Below are 19807 nucleotides of genomic sequence, written 5' to 3' on the forward strand. Positions count from 1 at the left end.
CCTCTTAACGGTTTTTCAAACGGCGGGATGAATAATACCAGCCTGTGACAAGCCCCACGAGTAGACCGCCCAAATGTGCTTCATTAGCGACATTGCCAAAACCAACGCTGCCCGCCATATCAGTCATGGTGAACACCATCCAGCCGAGCATAAAGACCACCAGCATTTGCGGTACAAAGAAGCCGCTTTGGGGCACCCTGCGTGACATCAACCAAACGTGAGCCAGTAAGGCATATACCACCCCGGACATGCCACCGAATAGCACGGTGCCGGTCGCGTACTGCGCCACATTCGCGCCAACGCCCGCCACAATCAACAGCAGTAACATGGTACGGCTGCCTTGGAGTGCTTCAATCTGACGTCCGAAGTACCACACCCACATCAGGTTAAATATTAAATGCATCCAGCCAAAGTGCAGAAAAGCAGGCGATAAAAAGCGCCATACTTGTCCTGACGTAAGCGTTTGAGACAGATTACCGAAGACCAGCTCACCCCCTGAAATACCTATCGGCACGATGGTTAGAGTGACAATCAACTGGTCACCAAAAACACCTATCAGGGCAAATACCACCAGACTAATGACAATCATCAGCGCCGTTACCGGCACTTGCTTTAGCGATGCCAAGAAGTTGGTCATGGTGCGCGGGCGCTGAGCAGCCTGATGAAGCACCAGGGGTTCGCCCCGCTGCCAGCGCTCTAGCAGTGCTTTAAGTTCGCCAAGCTGGCGTGGGTCGGCTATCCATAGCAGTTGGCCGTCCGCTTCATCGGTAATGCGGTGACCAATGCGGTGGCGCCAGAGTGCTTGGCGAAGTTCACTGGTATCCGCGTGATCGGGCAGAAGCATCACTGGATGCATGACATCCCTCTAATCAAAGCGCTTGCGGCATGCTGACCGCAGCGGGTAGCTATTGAAGACAACTACTGAATGAACCACACGGTTGCCAACAAACAGGCAAAAAAAACCGGCGGTGGGAACCGCCGGAGAATAAAAGCAAGGGATCATTCAAGGGAACACTTACTCAGATGGCCGGCGGCAGGGTTAGTTCAGCCGTTTTGAAAAAAATATGTAATTTTATGTAATAAAAAGAAACAACTGTTAATCAAAGTCGATTTCCCAGGGTTTGGGCAGCGCCCTTTCCTCTTTTGGTACCTTAATCCACACAAAATGGTCGGCATTTAATACTCTCTCACCACTCCAGCGATAAGCCACTAAACGCCCATATTTCACGGCACTGTAATCTAGGCAGGCAATATTATGTGTCGGCAGTGCCGGTATGCCTTCACACCAGTAGTGGCCGATAAACAACGGCGGCTGCTCTGGCCCGTAGTAGCTAAGTTTCTGGCGCTCTTCGTGGGTCAATGCGCGCGTTTCAAGGTCGCCGGGCAAGTTATCCGGTTGAAAGACGACATCACCCCACTGCTGAGGTGCCTGGGCCCAAAAGTGGGCGCGAAAGCTTTGTCTTGTAAAGCCATCGCCAGAGTGTATCGCAATACCTTTGGGTAGTGAGACATGAGGGCCCCGGGTGAGGCGGTCTAAAATTCGAAACGCCTGGGTTTTGGAGTTGGTGGACTCAATCAGAAACTGTGTGTCCATGCAGTAATCAGGGCGGCGCTGTTTCAGCTCTTCAATCAGCGCCTCATCCCAGCAGGCATGCACCACGCGGATACCATCGATTTCCAAGCACAAAGGGATGGTTTTAAACCACGCCAGGGTGTCTTCCCACTCGTTGGTGTAGTCGCGATACTGCTCTAGGGTGTCCTGAATAATACGATTATGCCGCGGCGTATGTTCGCGCAACCAGCGTTTGTGGCTACCTGCAGGCCCAGGATGGGTATACGCCAGGGCGTTATACTCGTGATTGCCCATGACGATATACGCTTCGCCCTGCTCGACCATTCGCCGGGCAATGGTCACTGCCAGGCGAATTCTCGGGCCACGATCAATCAAATCACCGAGGAAAATCACTTTGCGACGCGGGTGGCGATAGACGCCGTTGCGCTGGTGGTAACCCAATTTTTCCAGTAGTGAGGCCAGCGTAGCACCGCAGCCGTGGACATCGCCAATGAGGTCGTATCCCTCCATACTCAATCCCCCAACCGATGGCTCCAGCCTAATTTGCTGCGCAGCACTTCGTAAAAATTATGCCCGATGGGGTGCACCAGCTGGATACGCTCAGGCTTGCGGGTAATCACCAGCACATCGTTGGGCTTGGCTACCGCGCGAGTTTGTCCATCGCAGCTGATATGCGGGTAGGACTGGTTGGTTTCGCCAATGTGAATACGTATTTCACTAGCGGCATCAATCACAATGGGGCGACTCGACAGCGTATGAGGAAACATCGGCACCAGCGTCACAACATCCAGTTTGGGGTGCATGATCGGCCCGCCGCCAGAGAGCGCGTAGGCCGTCGAACCGGTGGGAGTGGCAACGATCAAGCCATCGCTGCGCTGGCTATACACAAACTGACCATCGATAAACAGCTCAAACTCTATCATGCGCACCGCTTTACCAGGGTGCAGCACGACTTCGTTCAAGGCATCGCCATTACCCACGGCCACGCCATTACGGTAGAGCACAGTATCGAGTAAAAAACGCTGTTCAACCTCAAACTCCCCCGCCAGCACTTCACTGACGCGGGTTTCCAACTCATCTGGGGAGATATCGGTAAGAAACCCCAGGCGGCCCCGATTAACGCCTAAAATCAGCGTACCGCTGCGGCATAGCGCACGCGCCGCGCCCAATAGACTGCCATCGCCCCCTACCACAATCACCAAGTCACACAGCTCGCCCAGCATGCGGCGGCTGGCTTCCGGCTGACCATGGTGCGGTATGACAGTAGCGGTGCGATCTTCCACTAATACCGAGTAGTCATGGGCGACCAGGTAGGTTACCAACCGCTGAAGGGAGTCGACCACTTTGTCACTCCCCAGCCGACCAATCAGCCCAATAGTTTTAAAGGTTCTGCTTGATTGATCGCTGGAGGGCGCTGACTTAGCGTCTGCTGATAAGGTGTTGCTCATGGGCCGACTCTCGCTAACATAAGTCGCCATTATGGGGACACCTCAGCTATCGGGCAAATAGGCTTAGCTAACGGCTACCTGACGACGCTGGCACCACCAGTGATTGAGCCATAGGGAGGCGGCCATGATAAGTGCCCCCAACAGCAAACGCGGAATATCCGCATCGCGGTTCCAAATCACTAGATTGACGATTAGCCCCGCCGGCACCAGCGCATTATTCATAATCGCTAAAGTGCCTGCATCTACTTTGGTGGCGCCCTGGTTCCAGGCAAAATAGCCCACGCCAGAAGCCACTAGCCCCAACCATGCGAGCACGCCCCACTGTAGTGACGTGGTAGGCAGTGCTGCGCTGTTACCAAAGAGTAAATAAGCAGGCAGGGCCACGACCATCGCGCCAATAAAGAACCAACCAAACACGTTGTGCCACGCCAGGGTAGGTGGCAAATCAGCGGCTAAACGGCGATAGCCTACCTGACCAAGCGCGAAACAGAGGTTGGCCCCCTGCACAACTAAAAAGCCTGCCCAGAAACCGCTATCAACGCCGTCATAGCGAATCACCCCCGCCCCAACGACGGCGAGCAGTGCAGTCACGATATAAATCGGCGTAAAACGCCCAAACAGCAGATCATCCAGTAGCGCGATATAAATAGGCGTGAAGATAGTAAACAGCAGCACTTCAGGTACCGACAGCAGCAGAAAGGATTGATAGAAGAAGGTGTACATTACTCCCAGCTGTATAGCACCTAAGCCCATAAGCGCCAGCCGGTGCTTACCCCGCAGAAGGCTGGGTCTTAAAAAAGGCAGGAAGACCAGGGTAGCAAGCGTTACCCGCAAAAGTACTGCAAAGTAGCTGTCGACCTGGCCCGCCAAGTAAACGCCTATCAGCGAAAATGAGAACGCCCATAGCGCCGTGACGCCTATCAAATAACCCATCGTAAACCCCGACTTGTAAATTAGTTTACCGGGATTATACGCACCTGGATCAGGCTGCCAAGTAGTTAACGTCTGCAAGGGTCTTTAGTTAACGCTGCTGCAACCACCAAAAAGCATACACGACACCGGGCAGCCAGCCCGCTAGGGTTAGCAACACAGCTACCCCTACTCGCTTACGATCACCATCAGTTAGCCCTACCGCCAGCGGCGGCAATAGTAACGCAAGAGCATAGTAGGCGAATCTTAACGCTCCAGGCTCCGGGACAGTTTGTTCCGCTTGCTCTAAGGGCGTCGCTTTAGGCGGCGTAGCTTTGGCAGACGCGGCTTCGGCAGGCGCTGGATCAACGTTAGGCGTCGGAGTGAAGTGCTCCACTGAGCTGGAGGCTGGTTCAGCCGCGGCCTTAGCTGCCCGCTCCTGGGCAAGTCGGTGGGCTTCTTTATCAATTTTTTGCTCTAGGGTTTCAGCCCCTTCTGCCAGGTCATCGTGATAACGCTCCCAATCCTCCCAGTCGTGAGGCGTCCCCGATTTTGGCCGCTGGTGACCGGAACCCCGCGCACGCTCCCAGGCCTTCTCTTCCAAGGTATTTGGCCGGTCAGGGTCGCGGTCGAGCCCTACCCCTTTGCGGTTTAAGTACTCACGTGCATCCATGAGTAGCTCCTTATTTCGTTAACTTGCAGGTCATTTGAGCAGTTAGAAAATTAACAGCTTAGAAAATTCAGTACTTATAGCGTTGAAAAAACACGGCTTGCAGTTAGAACACAGCGGCTTAAATCGCCTACAGTGAAAGTGTTGAAGCTACTTTAGCACTTAGCGACGACTTATCAGTTCGCATAATTTGCGATACCCGATTTGCCATAGCGCTGAATACGATGAGCGAGGAGCGCCCACCATGAATAGAGCAACCCCTAGCATCGTCCGCGATATCATGTCCCGTGATTGCTACCGCGTTTCACCCAACGCCTCGATAACAACCTTGGCCAAGGGGCTGGCACTGCATCGCCTGCCTGGCGCACCGGTTGTGGATGAGAGTGATCGTTTAATCGGCTTTATTTCGGAGCAGGATGTCATGGGACGTGTGCTGGACAGCATTTATCATGACGATGAAGCGCCCCTGGTGAAAGAGATGATGCGCCACGAAGTGCTCAGCGTCTCTCCCAATAAAAGCATTACCGACCTAGCCCAGGAGATGCTAGGCCCTAAACCCAAAGTCTACCCAGTAGTGGAACAGCAGCGTCTAATAGGAATTGTGACACGACGTGATATCCTGGTAGCGCTGCTGGCTATACGTCGCCACTAGCAGAGTGCTTAACGGTTTCAAATCAGGTGTCGAAGAACAGTTGAGCTTTAGACAAAAAAAAGCCGCTACTCAAGAAGTAGCGGAAGCAAGGGATCAAAACAAAGAGCCAGGACAACAACTTTAGCGACTGCTATCGCGATGTTGCCTGTACATACTCAGACACGCTATGAAGTAAAAGTTCGCAAAAAAGTAAAATTTCCGACCCGAGCGGCGCCAAGCGTATAATAACGTAGCTATTTATTAACGGATGACGCCCAGGAGCAGAGCGAATGGCGCTGTATTTATTAGTGTTTGGAGTCTGCTTACTCGTGATTGGTGCGGTAATGCTGGTGCTGATGACGTCAAGCACCCCACGTTACCGTACTGAGCCTAAAGATTTACTGGCGCTGTTTGATAAAGCGCTCAGCAGCCAAGTGAGCGAAACCGAGTGGAACGCGATAATCGGTTACCCTATTCGGCACAACGAGTACTTGGACGGCATCAGGCGCCGTGCCGCACACCTGATGGAACAGCACGGCCGCCGTTGGATGGTTGCCCAGGGCAAGCCGTTGCTCAATCAAGAGGGACAGGCAGAGCTTCAGGCCCTTCGCGACCATTTATCCGCCCACACTGCCCTTCGCCAGCAGTAGCTGTTGTGTTTTGAAGGCGTATTGCGGTTCAGGAGACCTAATGCAATTCAGGAGAACTGCATGCCCAGTACCATTCGACAAATACCGCTAGCTAGCGCTACACATCACCACACACATGATTTTCATCAGATTGTGATTACGCTATGCGGCTCTTCAGAATTTGAAATTGAAGGCTTGGGTGGGCGAGTAAATGCATTCTCGGGCTGTATCGTGCCCGCTAACCACGAGCACTACTACTCAGGTTACGGCCATAACCGGCAGTTAATTTTCGATCTTCCCGAAGACGCCCCTGCGCTAACCGGTGAGAACCGCGAACTGGTAGCACTATTCGATGCCCCACGCTTTTTTGGCCTGGATAACGCACTACGCCACTACCTAGCGTTTATGCAGAGCGAACTTGCTCAAGGGTTGGATACATCGACAAACTCCTTTCAGCAAGACCGTTTAGCCGCCACGCTTTTGGGTTCACTAAAAGCGCGCCTAGGTACTACCGCCAACAGTACGCAGCAGCGCTTGGATTTGACGCGTATTAACCGTTTTATTCGTCAACATCTCGCTGAAGAGCTCCGCGTCGCTGATCTAGCGCGGCTCGCCTGTCTAAGCGAAGCGCATTTTTCCGACTGCTTCCGCGCTCAAACGGGGCTTTCGCCCTGGCAGTACGTCAAGCGCCAACGTCTACATGCGGCCCGTCAACTGATCCTGCAAAGCCGCTTGCCCCTCACCGATATTGCGATTCAAACCGGCTTTGCCAACCAAAGCGCGCTCTCTCATGCATTTCGCCGCAGTTACGGATTATCGCCGCGGAAATTACGCCAGGCAGATGTACCACCGATCTCGATTAACCCATCAAACGCTGCTTTAGGGTCAGTAGCAGGCCAGTAAAAACTCTACTAAAGTCGTATAAAGGCTACTCTTGCCGCGGAATTGACACGTTTTGCCCTGAAATCAACATACACCAAAGGTAGCTGCACTCTACATTCGCTTATTTGCTTGGGCGAAATGCCCTGTTACCCATTTGTTCTGTTCAGACTTTCGGGGGCTTCAATGCTCAATGCCAACCACATGCGTGACCCTGCCATCTGGCAAACCGATCTCGACACCCTCATGGCGCGCGTTAGCGACCACTACCTAGTGGACGAAAATAGTTACGTCAGTGAACTGATCGAGGTGCTGAATGCCAACCGCGAAGATTTCGCCCGCATTGAAGCCAATACCGCTGCGCTGGTTGAGGACGTCCGTAAGATGGACACGGCTGTCGATACCATCGACGAACTGTTACAGCAGTACAGCCTGGATACCCATGAAGGCCTGATGCTGATGTGCCTTGCGGAAGCTATGCTGCGCATCCCCGATAAAGCCACCGCCGACGCCTTGATCGAGGACAAACTCGGCCCCGCCGATTGGCAGTCTCACCTAGGTAAGAGCGAATCCTGGATGGTCAATGCCTCTACCTGGGGCTTATTGATGACTGGACGTGTGCTGAAAATGGATCACCCTAAGGAGGGTCAGCCCGCCAGCTTTATTAATCGCATGGTCAATCGCATGGGCGAGCCGGTTATTCGCCGCGCCATGTACGAAGCGATGAAGATCATGGGCAAGCAGTTTGTGCTGGGCCGCGATATCAATGAAGCCCTCAAGCGCTCCAAGCCACTGTTCAATAAAGGCTACACCTACTCTTACGATATGCTGGGTGAAGCTGCGCGCACCCAGGACGACGCGCAGCGCTATTTTGACGACTACGCACGCGCGATCGAACAAGTGGGAAAAACTTGCAAAACCTTAAGCGATAAGACCCCGGCGCCGTCGGTCTCCATCAAGCTCTCTGCGCTCCACCCCCGTTATGAGTTTGGCCGCCGCGAGCAGGTGCTAGCCGAGCTGGTCGACACCGTTATCAAGCTAGTGAGCAAGGCGCGCGAGCTGGATGTGGCCGTTACGATTGACGCTGAAGAGGTTGATCGCCTTGAGATTTCCCTAGAGGTCTTCCGCGCGGTTTACGAAAGCGCAGCCGCCAAAGGCTGGGGGCACTTTGGCTTGGTCGTCCAGGCTTACTCCAAGCGCGCCCTGCCGGTGCTGCACTACATCAATCGTTTGGCCGACCAGCAGGGGGATGAGATTCCGCTACGCTTGGTCAAAGGCGCCTATTGGGATACTGAAATCAAAGAGTCCCAGCAGCTCGGGGTTGACGGCTACCCAGTGTTTACCCGTAAAGCGGGCACCGATGTTGCCTACCTCGCCTGTGCACAGTTCCTGCTTTCTAACGATACCCGTGGGCGTATTTTCCCGCAGTTCGCGACCCACAACGCTCACACGGTGACGACGATTCTGGAGTTCGCCAACCGCGACAGCCGTCCGTTCGAATTTCAACGCCTACACGGCATGGGTGAAGCCCTTTATGACGCCGCGCTTGAGCGCGCACCGAAAGGCACCTACTGCCGCATTTATGCCCCGGTGGGAGCACATAAAGACCTACTGCCCTACCTGGTTCGTCGCCTGCTTGAGAACGGTGCCAACTCATCGTTTGTTCACCAGTTGGTCGACCCGGATGTACCGGTCAAGTCGCTGTGTCAGCACCCGGTTGAGACCCTGCGTCAGCAGAAAAACCTGGCCAATGCGAACATTCCATTGCCCAAGGATATTTACGGCCCTAAACGACGCAACTCTCGCGGGGTCAACCTGAACATTCGCAGCCACTACTACCCGCTGATGGAGAAGATGGCCGCGTTTATGGACAAGCAGTACCCGGCCAAGCCGCTGCTGGCCTTTGATGTTGCCGATGACACGGCTAATACCCATAGCGTCACCAGCCCTTATGACCGCCGCAAAACCGTGGGCAGCGTGCAGTGGACTAGCAAAGAGCAGGCAACCAAGGCCCTGGATGCTGCCTGGGCCGCCTTCCCCCGCTGGGATGCTACGCCCGTGGCTGAACGTGCCGCTATCGTGCGTCGCCTGGGCGATTTGATGGAAGAGCATATGGCGGAACTAATGGCACTCTGCTCCCGGGAAGGTGGCAAGCTACTTACCGATGGCGTCGATGAGATCAGAGAAGCCGTCGACTTCTGCCGCTTCTATGCCATGCGCGCAGAAGAGGACTTTGGCGAAGCGATTGTGCTGCCCGGCCCCACCGGCGAATCCAACCGCTTGATGATGGGCGGCAAAGGCGTATTCGCGGCGATTAGCCCCTGGAACTTTCCAGTGGCAATTTTCTGTGGCCAGGTAGTGGCCGCGGCAGTGGCGGGCAACACCGTACTGGCCAAACCGGCGGAGCAGACCTCCATTATTGCCCACCGGGTCATAGAGCTGCTCTACGAAGCCGGTATGCCCCGGGATGTGGTTCAGCTACTGCCCGGCGATGGCCCGACGGTAGGCAGCGTGTTGACCTCCGACTCGCGGATTACCGGCGTGGTCTTTACGGGTGGCACTGACACCGCACAAATTATCAACCGCGCCCTGGCGGCAAGGGAGAACGCCCCGCTGCCCACGTTAATCGCCGAAACCGGCGGCATGAACGCCATGATTGTCGACTCCACTGCCCTGCCCGAGCAGGTCGTGGTGGATGTGGTTCAGTCAGCCTTCCAGAGCGCCGGCCAGCGCTGTTCGGCACTGCGCGTACTGTATCTGCAAGACGATGTTGCCGACCGAGTGATCGAGATTCTCAAAGGCGCCATGAACGAGCTACACATTGGCGACCCCCGCGAACTGGGAACCGATGTTGGTCCTGTCATCGACGAAGACGCCCGCAAAGGCCTGCTGGAGCATATCGAAAAACTTAAGGCTGAAAATCGCCTTGTCGCTGAAACGCCAATGGCCGCTGAGCATACCCAGGAGGGTACTTTCGTGGCCCCCGTCGCTTTCATTATCGACAGCATCGATGCGCTGACCCGCGAGCAGTTCGGGCCAATCCTGCATATCGTGCGCTACAAATCTAGCCAGCTTGATAAGGTCATCAACGACATCAACGGTCGCAACTACGGCCTGACGTTTGGCGTGCACAGCCGCAACGAATCGTTTGCCGCTGAAGTCGCCCAGAAAATGCGCGTGGGTAACGTGTACATCAACCGTAATATCATCGGTGCAGTGGTGGGCGTGCAGCCGTTTGGTGGTCAAGGCCTTTCAGGCACTGGCCCAAAAGCCGGTGGCCCTCACTATCTGCAGCGCTTTGTCACCGAGAAAACGATTACGAATAACACCGCCGCCTTAGGCGGGAATGCGTCGCTGTTGGCGCTAGGCGATGAGTGAGCTACTCATCAACATCACTAACCTGAACTCCTGAACAGGAAACTATCTCATGGTCGAAAATAATATAGGGATCGTTACATACAAAGGCACCACAGACCTTTCTGTCTTCATCTATAGCGGGCTCACCAGGGCCAATAACATGGATATGAAAAGGGGCTAACAACAACAAGACTGCGCCACTACCGTACTCTTCTCGGTATGCGCACTAACCTGTCGGAGCTAGCTCCGTCCTGAATAATTGGAGAAGTTACATGGCTATAGGTGTTTGGATCAGTCTCATTGCGTACTTTGCGCTAATGGTTGCCATCGGTATTTATGCGATGCGCAAATCCACCTCTTCCTCTGAAGATTACATGCTGGGTGGTCGTACCCTCAGCCCAAAAGTAGCGGCCCTGTCGGCCGGTGCGTCAGATATGAGCGGCTGGTTGCTGCTGGGCTTGCCCGGTGCAATGTTCGTCTCGGGTTTAGGCTCGGCGTGGATCGGTATTGGTTTGCTCGTGGGGGCGTTATTCAACTGGATTCTAGTCGCCCCTCGTCTACGTGAACAGACGGTTCACTACGGCAACGCGATCACCATTCCGGCTTTCCTGGCAAACCGCTTCCCAACGCGGTCAATGTCACTGCGGACAGTCTCCGCTGTCGTCATCGTGATCTTTTTCGCAGTCTATACCGCGTCAGGCCTAGTGGCAGGCGGCAAGCTGTTTGAAAGCGCGTTTACTGGCATTTACAACTTCGGCGATATGAGCAACTACGCCATGGGGGTCATGATCACCCTGGGCGTGGTGCTTATTTATACGGTTGTCGGCGGCTTCCTGGCAGTGAGCATGACGGACTTCGTGCAAGGCTGCATCATGATGCTAGCGTTGGTGATCATGCCAGCGGTGGTGCTGTTTGGCGAAGGTGGCGGCGGCTTATCGCAGGCAACACAGACCCTGAATGAAGTCGATCCCACCCTGCTTTCCTGGACGTCGGGGCTGACCTTCATCGGGTGGCTGTCGGCTGTGACCTGGGGCCTGGGTTATTTCGGTCAGCCGCACATCATTGTGCGCTTCATGGCGATCCGCACACTCAAGGATGTGCCCATTGCCCGCAACATTGGCATGGGCTGGATGCTCATCTCGCTGATTGGTGCCGTTTCTTTGGGCATCTTCGGCCGGGCCTATGCGATCCGCAACGGTATTGATGTCCAAGATCCGGAAACGATCTTTATCATCCTGGCAGACCTACTGTTCCATCCGTTGATTACCGGCTTCCTCTATGCGGCGTTGCTTGCAGCGGTTATGAGCACCGTTTCAAGCCAGCTTCTGGTGGCCTCTTCGTCACTAACCGAAGACTTCTATCGCCTGTTCCTGCACAAGAACGCAACGGAAGCGCAGTGTGTCGCCGTAGGCCGTGTCTGTGTAGTACTTGTGGGCATTGTGGCAGCGGTTATTGCCTCTGACGAAAACTCCCAGGTTCTGGGGCTGGTCAGTAACGCTTGGGCAGGCTTCGGCGCCGCGTTTGGCCCGTTGATTATCTTGTCGTTGATGTGGTCACGCACCAATGGCAATGGCGCCATCGCAGGCATGGTCGTGGGTGCTCTCACCGTTATGATCTGGATCTCACTGGGCTGGAACGGTGAATTCCTGGGTGGTCCTGGCGTGTACGAGATTATTCCTGGCTTCATCGCGTCCTTCATCGCCATCATCGTAGTCAGCAATGCGACTGACGATGCCGGTGAATATCAGCATATCGAACGCAAGTAAGCGCTCAGCCACATTGAGCGTATCAAGAGGGCTCCCGCGGGAGCCCTCTTTAGGTTAGTTATTTTGTGTTGACTGCAAAAAGTATGACTACACCCTAACCGACGCAGCAACGCCTTAGTGTCGGCTAGCAAGGAGAGACCCTGTATGAACGACCATCTGCATAGCGACGTGAGTGATCTACGCTCACGCATTCGCACCAACTACGACGCCAACGAGGCAGATGTGCTGCACGGGCTGGTCGAGCGTATCAAGCTGTCGGAGGATGACCGCAAGAAGGTCGCCGCCGTTGGCGCCAACTACGTGGAGCGTGTGCGCAAGGAAAGGTCGCCCTCGATGATGGAGGCGTTCCTTGCCGAGTACGGGCTCTCGACCACTGAGGGCGTTGGCCTGATGTGTCTGGCAGAAGCGCTACTGCGCGTGCCCGATGCAGAAACCATCGACGACCTGATCCACGACAAGATCGAGCCCTCCGACTGGGGCGCCCACCTGGGTAAGTCCTCGTCATCAATGGTCAATGCCTCTACCTGGGCACTGCTGCTGACCGGTAAGGTGTTGGAAGAAGACCCCAAGGGCCCGACCCGAGCGCTGCGCGGCCTGGTGCGCCGGATGGGCGAGCCGGTGGTACGCAAGGCGGTTGGCCAGTCGATGAAGATTCTCGGCCGCCAGTTCGTGCTTGGCCAGACCATCGAAGAAGGCATGAAGAATGCCCGCGAACTGGAGAAACAGGGCTATACCTACTCCTACGATATGCTGGGTGAAGCGGCACGCACCGACGAAGATGCCGTCCGCTATCACCAAGCTTATTCAGAGGCGATCACCGCGATTGCCGAGCAGGCCAAGGGCGACGTGCGCGGAAGCCCCGGCATCTCAGTAAAGCTCTCGGCGCTACATCCGCGTTATGAGTACACACACCGTGACACGGTGATGACAGAGCTAGTGCCACGCGCCAAGGAGTTGGTGCAGCAGGCGGCCAAGGCCAATATCGGTTTCAATATCGACGCCGAAGAGCAGGATCGGTTGGATCTCTCCCTCGACGTGATCGAGGCCCTAATGGCCGACCCCAGCCTGGACGGATGGGACGGCTTTGGGGTCGTCGTGCAAGCCTACGGGCGCCGCGCCGCGCCGATGATCGAGACACTCTACGAGCTGGCCGAGCGGTTTAACCGCAAGATTATGGTGCGGCTGGTTAAGGGCGCCTACTGGGATACCGAGATCAAGCTCTCCCAGGAGATGGGGGTGAAGACCTTCCCGGTCTTCACCCGCAAGGTCAACACCGATGTCAGCTACATGGCCTGCGCGCAAATGCTGCTCGACCGACGTGACCGCATCTACCCGCAGTTCGCGACCCATAACGCCCACACCTGCGCCGCCGTTGTAGAAATGGCGGGCGACGACAAAGACAGCTACGAGTTCCAGCGCCTGCATGGAATGGGCGAATCGCTACACCACATCGTCAAGGAGTCAGAAGGTACGCACTGTCGCATCTACGCCCCTGTCGGTGCGCACCGCGACCTGCTGGCCTACCTGGTACGCCGTCTGCTGGAGAATGGCGCCAACTCCTCGTTCGTCAACCAGGTGGTGGATAGCTCGATTCCGGCGAGCGAGGTCTCAAAAGATCCCATTGAAGGGTTCAAGCAACTCGGCAACGACGTCTCAAGCCCGTTGATCCGCCAGCCCAGCGAGCTGTTCGAGCCCGACCGCAAGAATTCCAAGGGCTACCGCATCAACGAACCCGCTTCGATTTTGCCGCTGCTCAATGCCCGCGAAGCATTTGCCGACGCCACCTGGACCGCAGGCCCCATGCTGGTGGGCAGCCCCGCTCCCCAGGGCCCGGCGCGCGATACCGTCTCCCCCGCCGACGGCTCTCGGGTGATCGGCAAGGTGCATGAAGCCACCCCGGAAGAGGTCGCCACTGCCCTCGACGCCGCCGAGCAAGGCTTCAAAGAGTGGTCGGCGCGCCCGGCAGCCGAACGCGCCGCGGTACTCCGACGCACCGCCGACCTCTACGAGGAACACATTGCCGAGCTGACCGTGATCGCCACCCGCGAAGCGGGCAAGATGATGTTCGATGGTATTGCCGAAGTGCGCGAAGCGGTGGATTTCCTGCGTTATTACGCCAACGAGGGCGAGCGGCTGGAAGCGGAAGAGCCCGGCAGCGCCCGCGGCATCTTCGTCTGCATCAGCCCGTGGAACTTTCCCCTGGCCATCACCACCGGCCAGATCGCTGCCGCCTTGGTTGCTGGCAACGCGGTGCTCGCCAAGCCCGCCGAGCAGACACCACTAATCGCCGCCCGCGCCGTCGAGCTGATGCGTGAGGCTGGCCTACCGGAAGCGGCACTACAGTTGCTTCCTGGCGACGGCCCAACGGTGGGCGGCCCGCTAACCAGCGATCCACGTATCGCTGGCGTCTGCTTCACCGGCTCGACCCCGGTGGCACAGATCATCCACAAGGCTCTGGCGGACAACGCAGGTCCCGACGCCGTACTGATCGCCGAGACCGGTGGTCTGAACTCCATGATCGTGGACTCCACGGCGCTGACCGAGCAAGCGGTGCGCGATATCCTGATCTCCTCCTTCCAGTCGGCTGGCCAGCGCTGTTCAGCGCTGCGCATGCTGTATGTTCAGGAAGAGGCCCGCGACCGGTTGCTCAACATGCTTTATGGCGCCATGGACGCGCTCACCATTGGCGACCCTTGGAATACCGATACCGACGTCTCGCCAGTGATCGACGTCGATGCACAACAAGAAATCAGCGACTACGTGGCGTCGAATGAGAAAGCTGGCAAAGTACTGAAGAAGCTGTCTGCGCCGTACACCGGTACCTTTGTGACCCCGGCGGTGATCGAGGTTGGAGGCATTGAAGATCTCGAACGTGAAATCTTCGGCCCGGTGCTGCACGTGGCCACCTTCAAGGCGCGAGATATCGACAAGGTCGTCGACGACATCAATGGCAAGGGCTACGGGCTGACCTTCGGCCTGCACACCCGCATCGACGACCGCGTGCAGCAGATCGTCGAGCGCATCCATGTCGGCAACGTCTACGTCAATCGTAATCAGATCGGCGCTATCGTTGGCTCTCAGCCGTTCGGCGGTGAAGGCCTCTCAGGTACCGGGCCTAAGGCTGGCGGCCCGCTCTACGTCAATCGCTTCCGCCGCACCGCTGAAGCCGAGTGCCACGAGACGCCGGAGGGAAAAGCCGTATCACTCGGCGACCTCCAATCGGCCATAGACGGGCTGGATGCGCGTAACTGGGCGGTACGACCCAATCGCATCGAGGTACTGCGCAAGGCGCTCTCCGGCAAAGGCGGCGTGATCCGCAAGGCACTTGCCGAAACGGCAGCGTTAGATATGACACCGCAGACCCTCCCAGGGCCGACAGGGGAAAGCAACCGCCTGGCAATGTACCCCAAGGGAGTGGTTCTGTGCCTAGGGCCGACGCTGGATATCGCCATTGCTCAAGCAGCACAGGCCCTAGGCGCGGGCTGTGCCGCTGTCGTAGTCGCATCAGGTGCCGAGCAAGCCGTGAAGCCACTGACCGATGCCGGCGCACCGGTGGCTGGGCTTGATGGAAGCGTTTCAGCCGAGACACTGAGCGAAGTCAAAGGCATTGCAGCGGTCGCCGCCGCTGGCGCCAGCGACTGGACTCGTGAACTGCGGATGGCGCTGGCCAAGCGCGACGGTGCCATCGTATCGCTCGAGACCCAGACCATCTCGCCGGATCGCTACGTGGTGGAACGTCATCTGTGCATAGACACAACCGCAGCGGGTGGTAACGCCAGCCTGCTGGCAACGGCTGAATAGGTCGGCGCTAAATGGTAGGTGCTTAGGGATCGGTGCTTAGGAGGCGAGCGACTCATTGAGGTCGCTCGCCCTCCACCCAGACTGTCTCAGTAATCAATAGTTAGCCACTACTCGTTAGCGGCTTTTTTTATCTAACGAACGAGTTTTCCGGTAATAGCAGCTAGTGATGCATTATTCGTAGTGGCTCCAGAGCCTAAGAACTTTCACCACTCGCTCGTCCTCAAGCACTTGGTAGACTAGGCGATGCTGGATATTGATCCGGCGTGAGTAGGCGCCAGCAAGATCACCAATAAGCTTCTCAAACGGAGGCGGCTTACGGTAGGGGTCTTCTGCAATCAGTACCAGTGAATCCTGGGCTTTTGGCTTGAGGCCGCTGGAGGCCAGTTTCTTCGCATCTTTTTGGGCTTGTTTGGTGTAAACCAACTTCCATGTCACCAGTCCAGCTCCTCATCGCATTCATCTAGGGGGGTATTCATCCCCTCACGAATAGACTCCCGCATACCTGGCACGGAGAGCAGGTAAAGTGTTTCCTGAATCGCCGACCAGTCTTCCTCGGATACCAAGACAGCTTTGTTCCGCTTGCCCATGATGACGATGGGCTGGTGAGACTCGGCAGTTTCGTCGATCAACCGATAAAGATTGCTGCGCGCCTCAGTTGCTGTGATTCCGGTCATGACGCCCTCTTGCTCATTCAATTTTCTAACAATGTACGCCTTTGGGTACGTACGTCAAGACGAACGTTGCGCATAACATCGTCAGAATACGTCTTTCGCGTGTATGGCCCTGATACTCATTGAGCCTTTTCTCCCGGTTTCGTGGTAGCGGCCTTGTAACATGTTGCCCCAAATAAGGCCTCATAGACCTCATCGATAGAACTGAAATTTTTAAACCAACCTTTTGGCAAAACCCTTATATTAGGGCGTTCGGCTTTAAATCCGCCCTGGTCGCCCTTGGTATGTTTTGCAACCTTAAGCCCGTCAAGGCTAGGCAATTTCTCGCCTGGAAGAGAGCCAAAGAAGAGGAATGGCCCCAGCTCCAAGGTATCTTCGTTGAAATAAATCCAAATAACACACCCAGAGGGCTTTTCAGAAAGCCTCGTATGAACTTTCTGGCTGGCTGTTTTGCCGCCAACGTATGAAGCTTTAAGCTGTATGTGCCTCACGACCCCATTATCTTCCGCTATTAGATCATAGCCAGCGTTATCAACTTCTGGACTCGCCACCTCTAGCGTGCAGCCAAATTCCTTCCAGGAAAGCTTTAGCAGTTCGCCAATGAAAAGATGCTCAACGAGCTTTTCTCTAAAAGACGAGTGTTCGCTATGGTTCAACGCCTTCTCTCCACGTAACGCCGTAATCCCAAGCTTGTTGCGTACATTGCTTTAGCCCCTTGCTTCTGACAAGTAGCCTTTTGCAAGCTCGCCTACGAAACGACGCCCAGGATTAGAGCCGTTTATCCAATCATCAGGCGCAAATAGTTCAAACAGTCCTACCTTGATCAGTGTCGGCACCGCCAGCTCAAGCTCTTTCTCTACTTGCCCGCGCTCGCCTGAATTGTATAGATTAATGTTGTGGAGCATGGTTGCGACAGTGCCCGTCTGTACCTTGCTACCATCTTTAAGTCGAACAGAAGGAAGAACCTGACCTTCTGAAACAATTTTTTGGTTGGCCTCAGCCAACTGGTCTGAGTTTTCAATACTGTTGCTCATTGCAATTATTCCTCTTTAAAGCAGCTCAAGACAGTCATCAGCGTGGGCAAACGCAGCGAAGGGGTTGGCATCCGGTGCACGGCCTAAATGGGCTGTTTCAGGCGGCAACAAGCTTCTTAGCGTTTGCGCTAGAGTCCATCAGTTCAAAATGAACGAGCAACTGACTCTGCTCGGCTACAGTTTTGATGATGGTGCTCTTGTCCTTGAACTGATGGTCTTGGGCTCACACGAAAATTTCTACCACGATCTCAAACGGTAGCAATGACGTTATAACTCCCGGTACAAGCTGCGCTTTGGAGCAGCGGAAAAGCGCTCACCGTGATGCCGCTTGTTATGGTTTCTGCTCACTAAGCTCAACCTTTCTGCCATCAGGATCTTGGACGACATAAACATGCTTTCCGCCAAACTTATACTGGTCCACTAATTCTAAGTCAGGGATGATATTGCCCAGACCTTCCACTGAAAATCCTAGTCGCGTGTTGTCTACTGATTCGCTGCTAACCAATGGATACAACTCGAATACAAACCCCGCATTTTCTGACGAGTAATGCACTGGCCCACAGCCATGCTGCTCTTCCACGAAGCTGAAACCGAGCTGCTCATAGAACTGCTTGCTGGCCCGCAAATCGCTGCACCGTAGTACGAACAAATCAAGTTTCATAATTCACCAAAATGACATAACGCTGCAACGTGCGCGGCTTTGTAATAAAGGCGCAGCCGCAACGTACAAGCAGTCGCTGTACCTGCGGCTATTATCCATTTGCCGAAATTACAGTTATGTTAAACCCTTCATCAGGTGTGGGCGCAACAAAGTACTTTGTAACCTGCTCAAACATCTCTTCAGTATCCGTTGTCGCTCTCTGCGGTTGTTCTGCACGCCTTTTGGCTATCTGCTCTAAGCAGGTATCATTTGGCTGGTCAATGTAAATTAGCTCATGGGGAGCCTGAATCTCTGAAAAGACACTTCTAAGCCATTTTCGTTGCGGAATCGTATTTGCAGGAAAGTCCATTACCACATTAGTGCCTGACGCCAAGATCGACTGAGCCAGCTTCTTCATTTGAGGCTTGAGCCGTCCAGCATATTTTACGTAATCTTCCAGTGTCTTAATGCTATCGGGATAAACCGACGCAAGCCACTCGTCTTCTGAAAGCAGTACGGCGTTTCGTTCTTGGGAAACTTCAAGAGACTTTGTAGTTTTCCCTGCCCCCATTTTCCCGCAGAAAAATGTCAACACTCCTTTCTTCATTTCTTGCCTCGTATTGCATAGCAGTTTATTTCTGCGCATACGTATTTTCCTAGAAAGCGTAACACCATAAAAAAACTCCAATGTGTTAATAGTAATGGGCAAATTACCAACTCCCATTCAAATGCTCGCTAGAAAAATGCGCATGCTCATTCCTGACCATCTTTTCGCATTGCCTATAAACACGAGCAGATGTTTTACAACCTGCTGTTTTAATTTATTTTTATAAACAATATTCTGGCAATATTTGATCATACCTCTTGCTGAGCGTATCAGAAAAACACGCATTACAGACTAAAAATACTTCATATCACTGCGCATGCATCCATACAAATGGGCAAGCCAAATGGTTAGCAGCCCGCTTCTGAATTAGGTCTCTCCAGCCTCCCCTCCCCCTAACCCCCCCCATGTCTAATAACTCTTGCCCTGGATCAATAATCCACTCCCTGGGTCTCGTTACACTGGTTTCATCGTTAAGCGGCTATCGAAAAGCCGTCTAATCTTACTATCTGCGTTAACACCTGGAGTGATCCCATGCGTAAAGCCGCCCTGCCTACATTATTCGTCACCACTGTTGCCGCTGCGGCAATGATGACCAGCAGCCAGGCATTCGCCTACGGCGCTGGCGATTTCTTCACCCGCGTGGGTGTGGCCAAAGTCGCCCCCACCAGCGACAACGGCTCACTGGCCAACGGTGCGCTATCAGTGGATGTACAGGATAAAACCGATTTCGCGTTCACCTTGGGCTATCGCTTCCACGATAAAGTCGGCGTGGAACTACTGGCGGCGCTGCCGTTTGAACACGACATCCATTTAAACGGCGATAACATTGCCTCAACCAAGCACCTGCCGCCGACCCTAACACTGCAGTACTACCCGCTGGGCGGCACTCAGTCACGCGTACAGCCCTATGTCGGCGCCGGTATTAACTACACCTTTTTCTCCGATGAGGAGCTGACGATTGGTGATTTAGACCTGGATGACTCCTGGGGAGCGGCAGGCCAGGTAGGTGTTGATCTATTAATTGATGACCATTGGGCGCTGAACGCCGCTGCTTGGTACATCGATATCGATACCGATGCGAGCGTTAACGGTGCGGCGGCAGGTACCGTTGAGATCGATCCTCTCGTGGTCATGGCAGGCCTCAGTTACCGCTTCTAAGCCACTTGCAAAACCGCTAGCGGATGTTATCCAC

18 protein-coding genes and 1 pseudogene are annotated in these 19807 nt (G+C 54.9%); 8 read left to right on the top strand and 11 right to left on the bottom strand.

Going from position 1 to position 19807, the window contains the following annotated elements:
• Nucleotides 1-4: 4 nt before the first annotated feature.
• From RO22_RS14740 to RO22_RS14760, 5 genes are all read right to left on the bottom strand, one after another.
• On the bottom strand, nt 5-856 hold the full coding sequence (locus tag RO22_RS14740; RefSeq protein WP_009287098.1) for a rhomboid family intramembrane serine protease: 852 nt from the start codon (nt 854-856) through the stop codon (nt 5-7).
• Between the two features lie 240 nt (nt 857-1096).
• The gene (locus RO22_RS14745; protein WP_027958679.1) at nt 1097-2083 is read right to left on the bottom strand and encodes a metallophosphoesterase; all 987 of its coding nucleotides are present in this window, start codon (nt 2081-2083) and stop codon (nt 1097-1099) included.
• Nucleotides 2084-2085: 2 nt separating this feature from the next.
• Nucleotides 2086-3021 (bottom strand): NAD(+) kinase, encoded by a 936-nt coding sequence (locus RO22_RS14750; protein WP_039859209.1) that lies wholly within the window; start codon nt 3019-3021, stop codon nt 2086-2088.
• 63 nt (nt 3022-3084) lie between these two features.
• Nucleotides 3085-3954: a carboxylate/amino acid/amine transporter gene (locus tag RO22_RS14755; RefSeq protein WP_022522995.1), complete on the bottom strand. Its 870-nt coding sequence runs from the start codon at nt 3952-3954 to the stop codon at nt 3085-3087.
• 88 nt (nt 3955-4042) lie between these two features.
• Nucleotides 4043-4603, bottom strand: a complete 561-nt coding sequence (locus tag RO22_RS14760) for a YqaE/Pmp3 family membrane protein (RefSeq protein ID WP_041158644.1) — start codon at nt 4601-4603, stop codon at nt 4043-4045.
• 241 nt (nt 4604-4844) lie between these two features.
• Here RO22_RS14760 and RO22_RS14765 point away from each other — a divergent pair, with 241 nt between their 5' ends.
• The 6 genes from RO22_RS14765 (at nt 4845) to putA (RO22_RS14790) (ending at nt 15663) form a co-directional block, all read left to right on the top strand.
• A complete protein-coding gene (locus tag RO22_RS14765; protein ID WP_022522993.1) occupies nt 4845-5252 on the top strand; it encodes a CBS domain-containing protein in 408 nt (135 codons plus the stop codon).
• Nucleotides 5253-5521: 269 nt separating this feature from the next.
• A complete protein-coding gene (locus RO22_RS14770) occupies nt 5522-5881 on the top strand; it encodes a hypothetical protein (RefSeq protein ID WP_022522992.1) in 360 nt (119 codons plus the stop codon).
• Nucleotides 5882-5941: 60 nt separating this feature from the next.
• Nucleotides 5942-6763: an AraC family transcriptional regulator gene (locus RO22_RS14775; protein WP_041158645.1), complete on the top strand. Its 822-nt coding sequence runs from the start codon at nt 5942-5944 to the stop codon at nt 6761-6763.
• Between the two features lie 162 nt (nt 6764-6925).
• A complete protein-coding gene (gene putA, locus RO22_RS14780; protein WP_041158646.1) occupies nt 6926-10117 on the top strand; it encodes a bifunctional proline dehydrogenase/L-glutamate gamma-semialdehyde dehydrogenase PutA in 3192 nt (1063 codons plus the stop codon).
• A 251-nt stretch (nt 10118-10368) separates the two neighbouring features.
• On the top strand, nt 10369-11862 hold the full coding sequence (gene putP, locus RO22_RS14785; RefSeq protein ID WP_009287104.1) for a sodium/proline symporter PutP: 1494 nt from the start codon (nt 10369-10371) through the stop codon (nt 11860-11862).
• 144 nt (nt 11863-12006) lie between these two features.
• Nucleotides 12007-15663: a bifunctional proline dehydrogenase/L-glutamate gamma-semialdehyde dehydrogenase PutA gene (gene putA, locus RO22_RS14790; RefSeq protein WP_052475639.1), complete on the top strand. Its 3657-nt coding sequence runs from the start codon at nt 12007-12009 to the stop codon at nt 15661-15663.
• Nucleotides 15664-15834: 171 nt separating this feature from the next.
• On the opposite strand, the gene RO22_RS14795 is transcribed toward putA (RO22_RS14790), so the two are convergent.
• From RO22_RS14795 to RO22_RS14810, 4 genes are all read right to left on the bottom strand, one after another.
• Complete coding sequence (locus tag RO22_RS14795; RefSeq protein ID WP_041158647.1) at nt 15835-16098, bottom strand: Txe/YoeB family addiction module toxin; 264 nt, start codon at nt 16096-16098, stop codon at nt 15835-15837.
• Nucleotides 16095-16337: a type II toxin-antitoxin system Phd/YefM family antitoxin gene (locus tag RO22_RS14800; protein WP_027958673.1), complete on the bottom strand. Its 243-nt coding sequence runs from the start codon at nt 16335-16337 to the stop codon at nt 16095-16097. Before RO22_RS14800 ends, RO22_RS14795 begins: the two co-directional genes overlap by 4 nt.
• A 116-nt stretch (nt 16338-16453) precedes the next feature.
• On the bottom strand, nt 16454-16990 hold the full coding sequence (locus tag RO22_RS14805) for a hypothetical protein (RefSeq protein ID WP_041158648.1): 537 nt from the start codon (nt 16988-16990) through the stop codon (nt 16454-16456).
• A 51-nt stretch (nt 16991-17041) separates the two neighbouring features.
• The gene (locus tag RO22_RS14810; protein WP_027958672.1) at nt 17042-17368 is read right to left on the bottom strand and encodes a hypothetical protein; all 327 of its coding nucleotides are present in this window, start codon (nt 17366-17368) and stop codon (nt 17042-17044) included.
• A 130-nt stretch (nt 17369-17498) separates the two neighbouring features.
• Between RO22_RS14810 and RO22_RS24895 the strand changes: the two are divergent.
• Nucleotides 17499-17627 (top strand): annotated as a pseudogene (locus tag RO22_RS24895) (type II toxin-antitoxin system RelE/ParE family toxin); the annotation flags it as partial.
• Between the two features lie 72 nt (nt 17628-17699).
• Here RO22_RS24895 and RO22_RS14815 read toward each other — a convergent pair.
• Both RO22_RS14815 and RO22_RS14820 read right to left on the bottom strand, forming a co-directional pair.
• Nucleotides 17700-18029, bottom strand: coding sequence for a VOC family protein (locus tag RO22_RS14815; protein WP_035538312.1), 330 nt, complete (start codon nt 18027-18029; stop codon nt 17700-17702).
• Nucleotides 18030-18120: 91 nt separating this feature from the next.
• Nucleotides 18121-18615: an AAA family ATPase gene (locus RO22_RS14820; protein ID WP_041158675.1), complete on the bottom strand. Its 495-nt coding sequence runs from the start codon at nt 18613-18615 to the stop codon at nt 18121-18123.
• A gap of 531 nt (nt 18616-19146) precedes the next feature.
• Between RO22_RS14820 and RO22_RS14825 the strand changes: the two genes are divergently transcribed.
• Nucleotides 19147-19773, top strand: a complete 627-nt coding sequence (locus tag RO22_RS14825; protein WP_022522983.1) for an OmpW/AlkL family protein — start codon at nt 19147-19149, stop codon at nt 19771-19773.
• Nucleotides 19774-19807 lie beyond the last annotated feature (34 nt).

It is taken from the genome of Halomonas sp. KHS3 (genome assembly GCF_000830495.1).
Taxonomy (GTDB): Bacteria; Pseudomonadota; Gammaproteobacteria; order Pseudomonadales; family Halomonadaceae; genus Vreelandella; species Vreelandella titanicae.

What these genes read in the sequence shown, in the direction of transcription:
- RO22_RS14740 (WP_009287098.1), bottom strand. Translation starts at nt 856, where the DNA reads ATGCATCCAGTGATGCTTCTGCCCGATCACGCGGATACCAGTGAACTT.
- RO22_RS14745 (WP_027958679.1), bottom strand. Translation starts at nt 2,083, where the DNA reads ATGGAGGGATACGACCTCATTGGCGATGTCCACGGCTGCGGTGCTACG.
- RO22_RS14750 (WP_039859209.1), bottom strand. Translation starts at nt 3,021, where the DNA reads ATGAGCAACACCTTATCAGCAGACGCTAAGTCAGCGCCCTCCAGCGAT.
- RO22_RS14755 (WP_022522995.1), bottom strand. Translation starts at nt 3,954, where the DNA reads ATGGGTTATTTGATAGGCGTCACGGCGCTATGGGCGTTCTCATTTTCG.
- RO22_RS14760 (WP_041158644.1), bottom strand. Translation starts at nt 4,603, where the DNA reads ATGGATGCACGTGAGTACTTAAACCGCAAAGGGGTAGGGCTCGACCGC.
- RO22_RS14765 (WP_022522993.1), top strand. Translation starts at nt 4,845, where the DNA reads ATGAATAGAGCAACCCCTAGCATCGTCCGCGATATCATGTCCCGTGAT.
- RO22_RS14770 (WP_022522992.1), top strand. Translation starts at nt 5,522, where the DNA reads ATGGCGCTGTATTTATTAGTGTTTGGAGTCTGCTTACTCGTGATTGGT.
- RO22_RS14775 (WP_041158645.1), top strand. Translation starts at nt 5,942, where the DNA reads ATGCCCAGTACCATTCGACAAATACCGCTAGCTAGCGCTACACATCAC.
- putA (WP_041158646.1), top strand. Translation starts at nt 6,926, where the DNA reads ATGCTCAATGCCAACCACATGCGTGACCCTGCCATCTGGCAAACCGAT.
- putP (WP_009287104.1), top strand. Translation starts at nt 10,369, where the DNA reads ATGGCTATAGGTGTTTGGATCAGTCTCATTGCGTACTTTGCGCTAATG.
- putA (WP_052475639.1), top strand. Translation starts at nt 12,007, where the DNA reads ATGAACGACCATCTGCATAGCGACGTGAGTGATCTACGCTCACGCATT.
- RO22_RS14800 (WP_027958673.1), bottom strand. Translation starts at nt 16,337, where the DNA reads ATGACCGGAATCACAGCAACTGAGGCGCGCAGCAATCTTTATCGGTTG.
- RO22_RS14810 (WP_027958672.1), bottom strand. Translation starts at nt 17,368, where the DNA reads ATGAGCAACAGTATTGAAAACTCAGACCAGTTGGCTGAGGCCAACCAA.
- RO22_RS14815 (WP_035538312.1), bottom strand. Translation starts at nt 18,029, where the DNA reads ATGAAACTTGATTTGTTCGTACTACGGTGCAGCGATTTGCGGGCCAGC.
- RO22_RS14820 (WP_041158675.1), bottom strand. Translation starts at nt 18,615, where the DNA reads ATGAAGAAAGGAGTGTTGACATTTTTCTGCGGGAAAATGGGGGCAGGG.
- RO22_RS14825 (WP_022522983.1), top strand. Translation starts at nt 19,147, where the DNA reads ATGCGTAAAGCCGCCCTGCCTACATTATTCGTCACCACTGTTGCCGCT.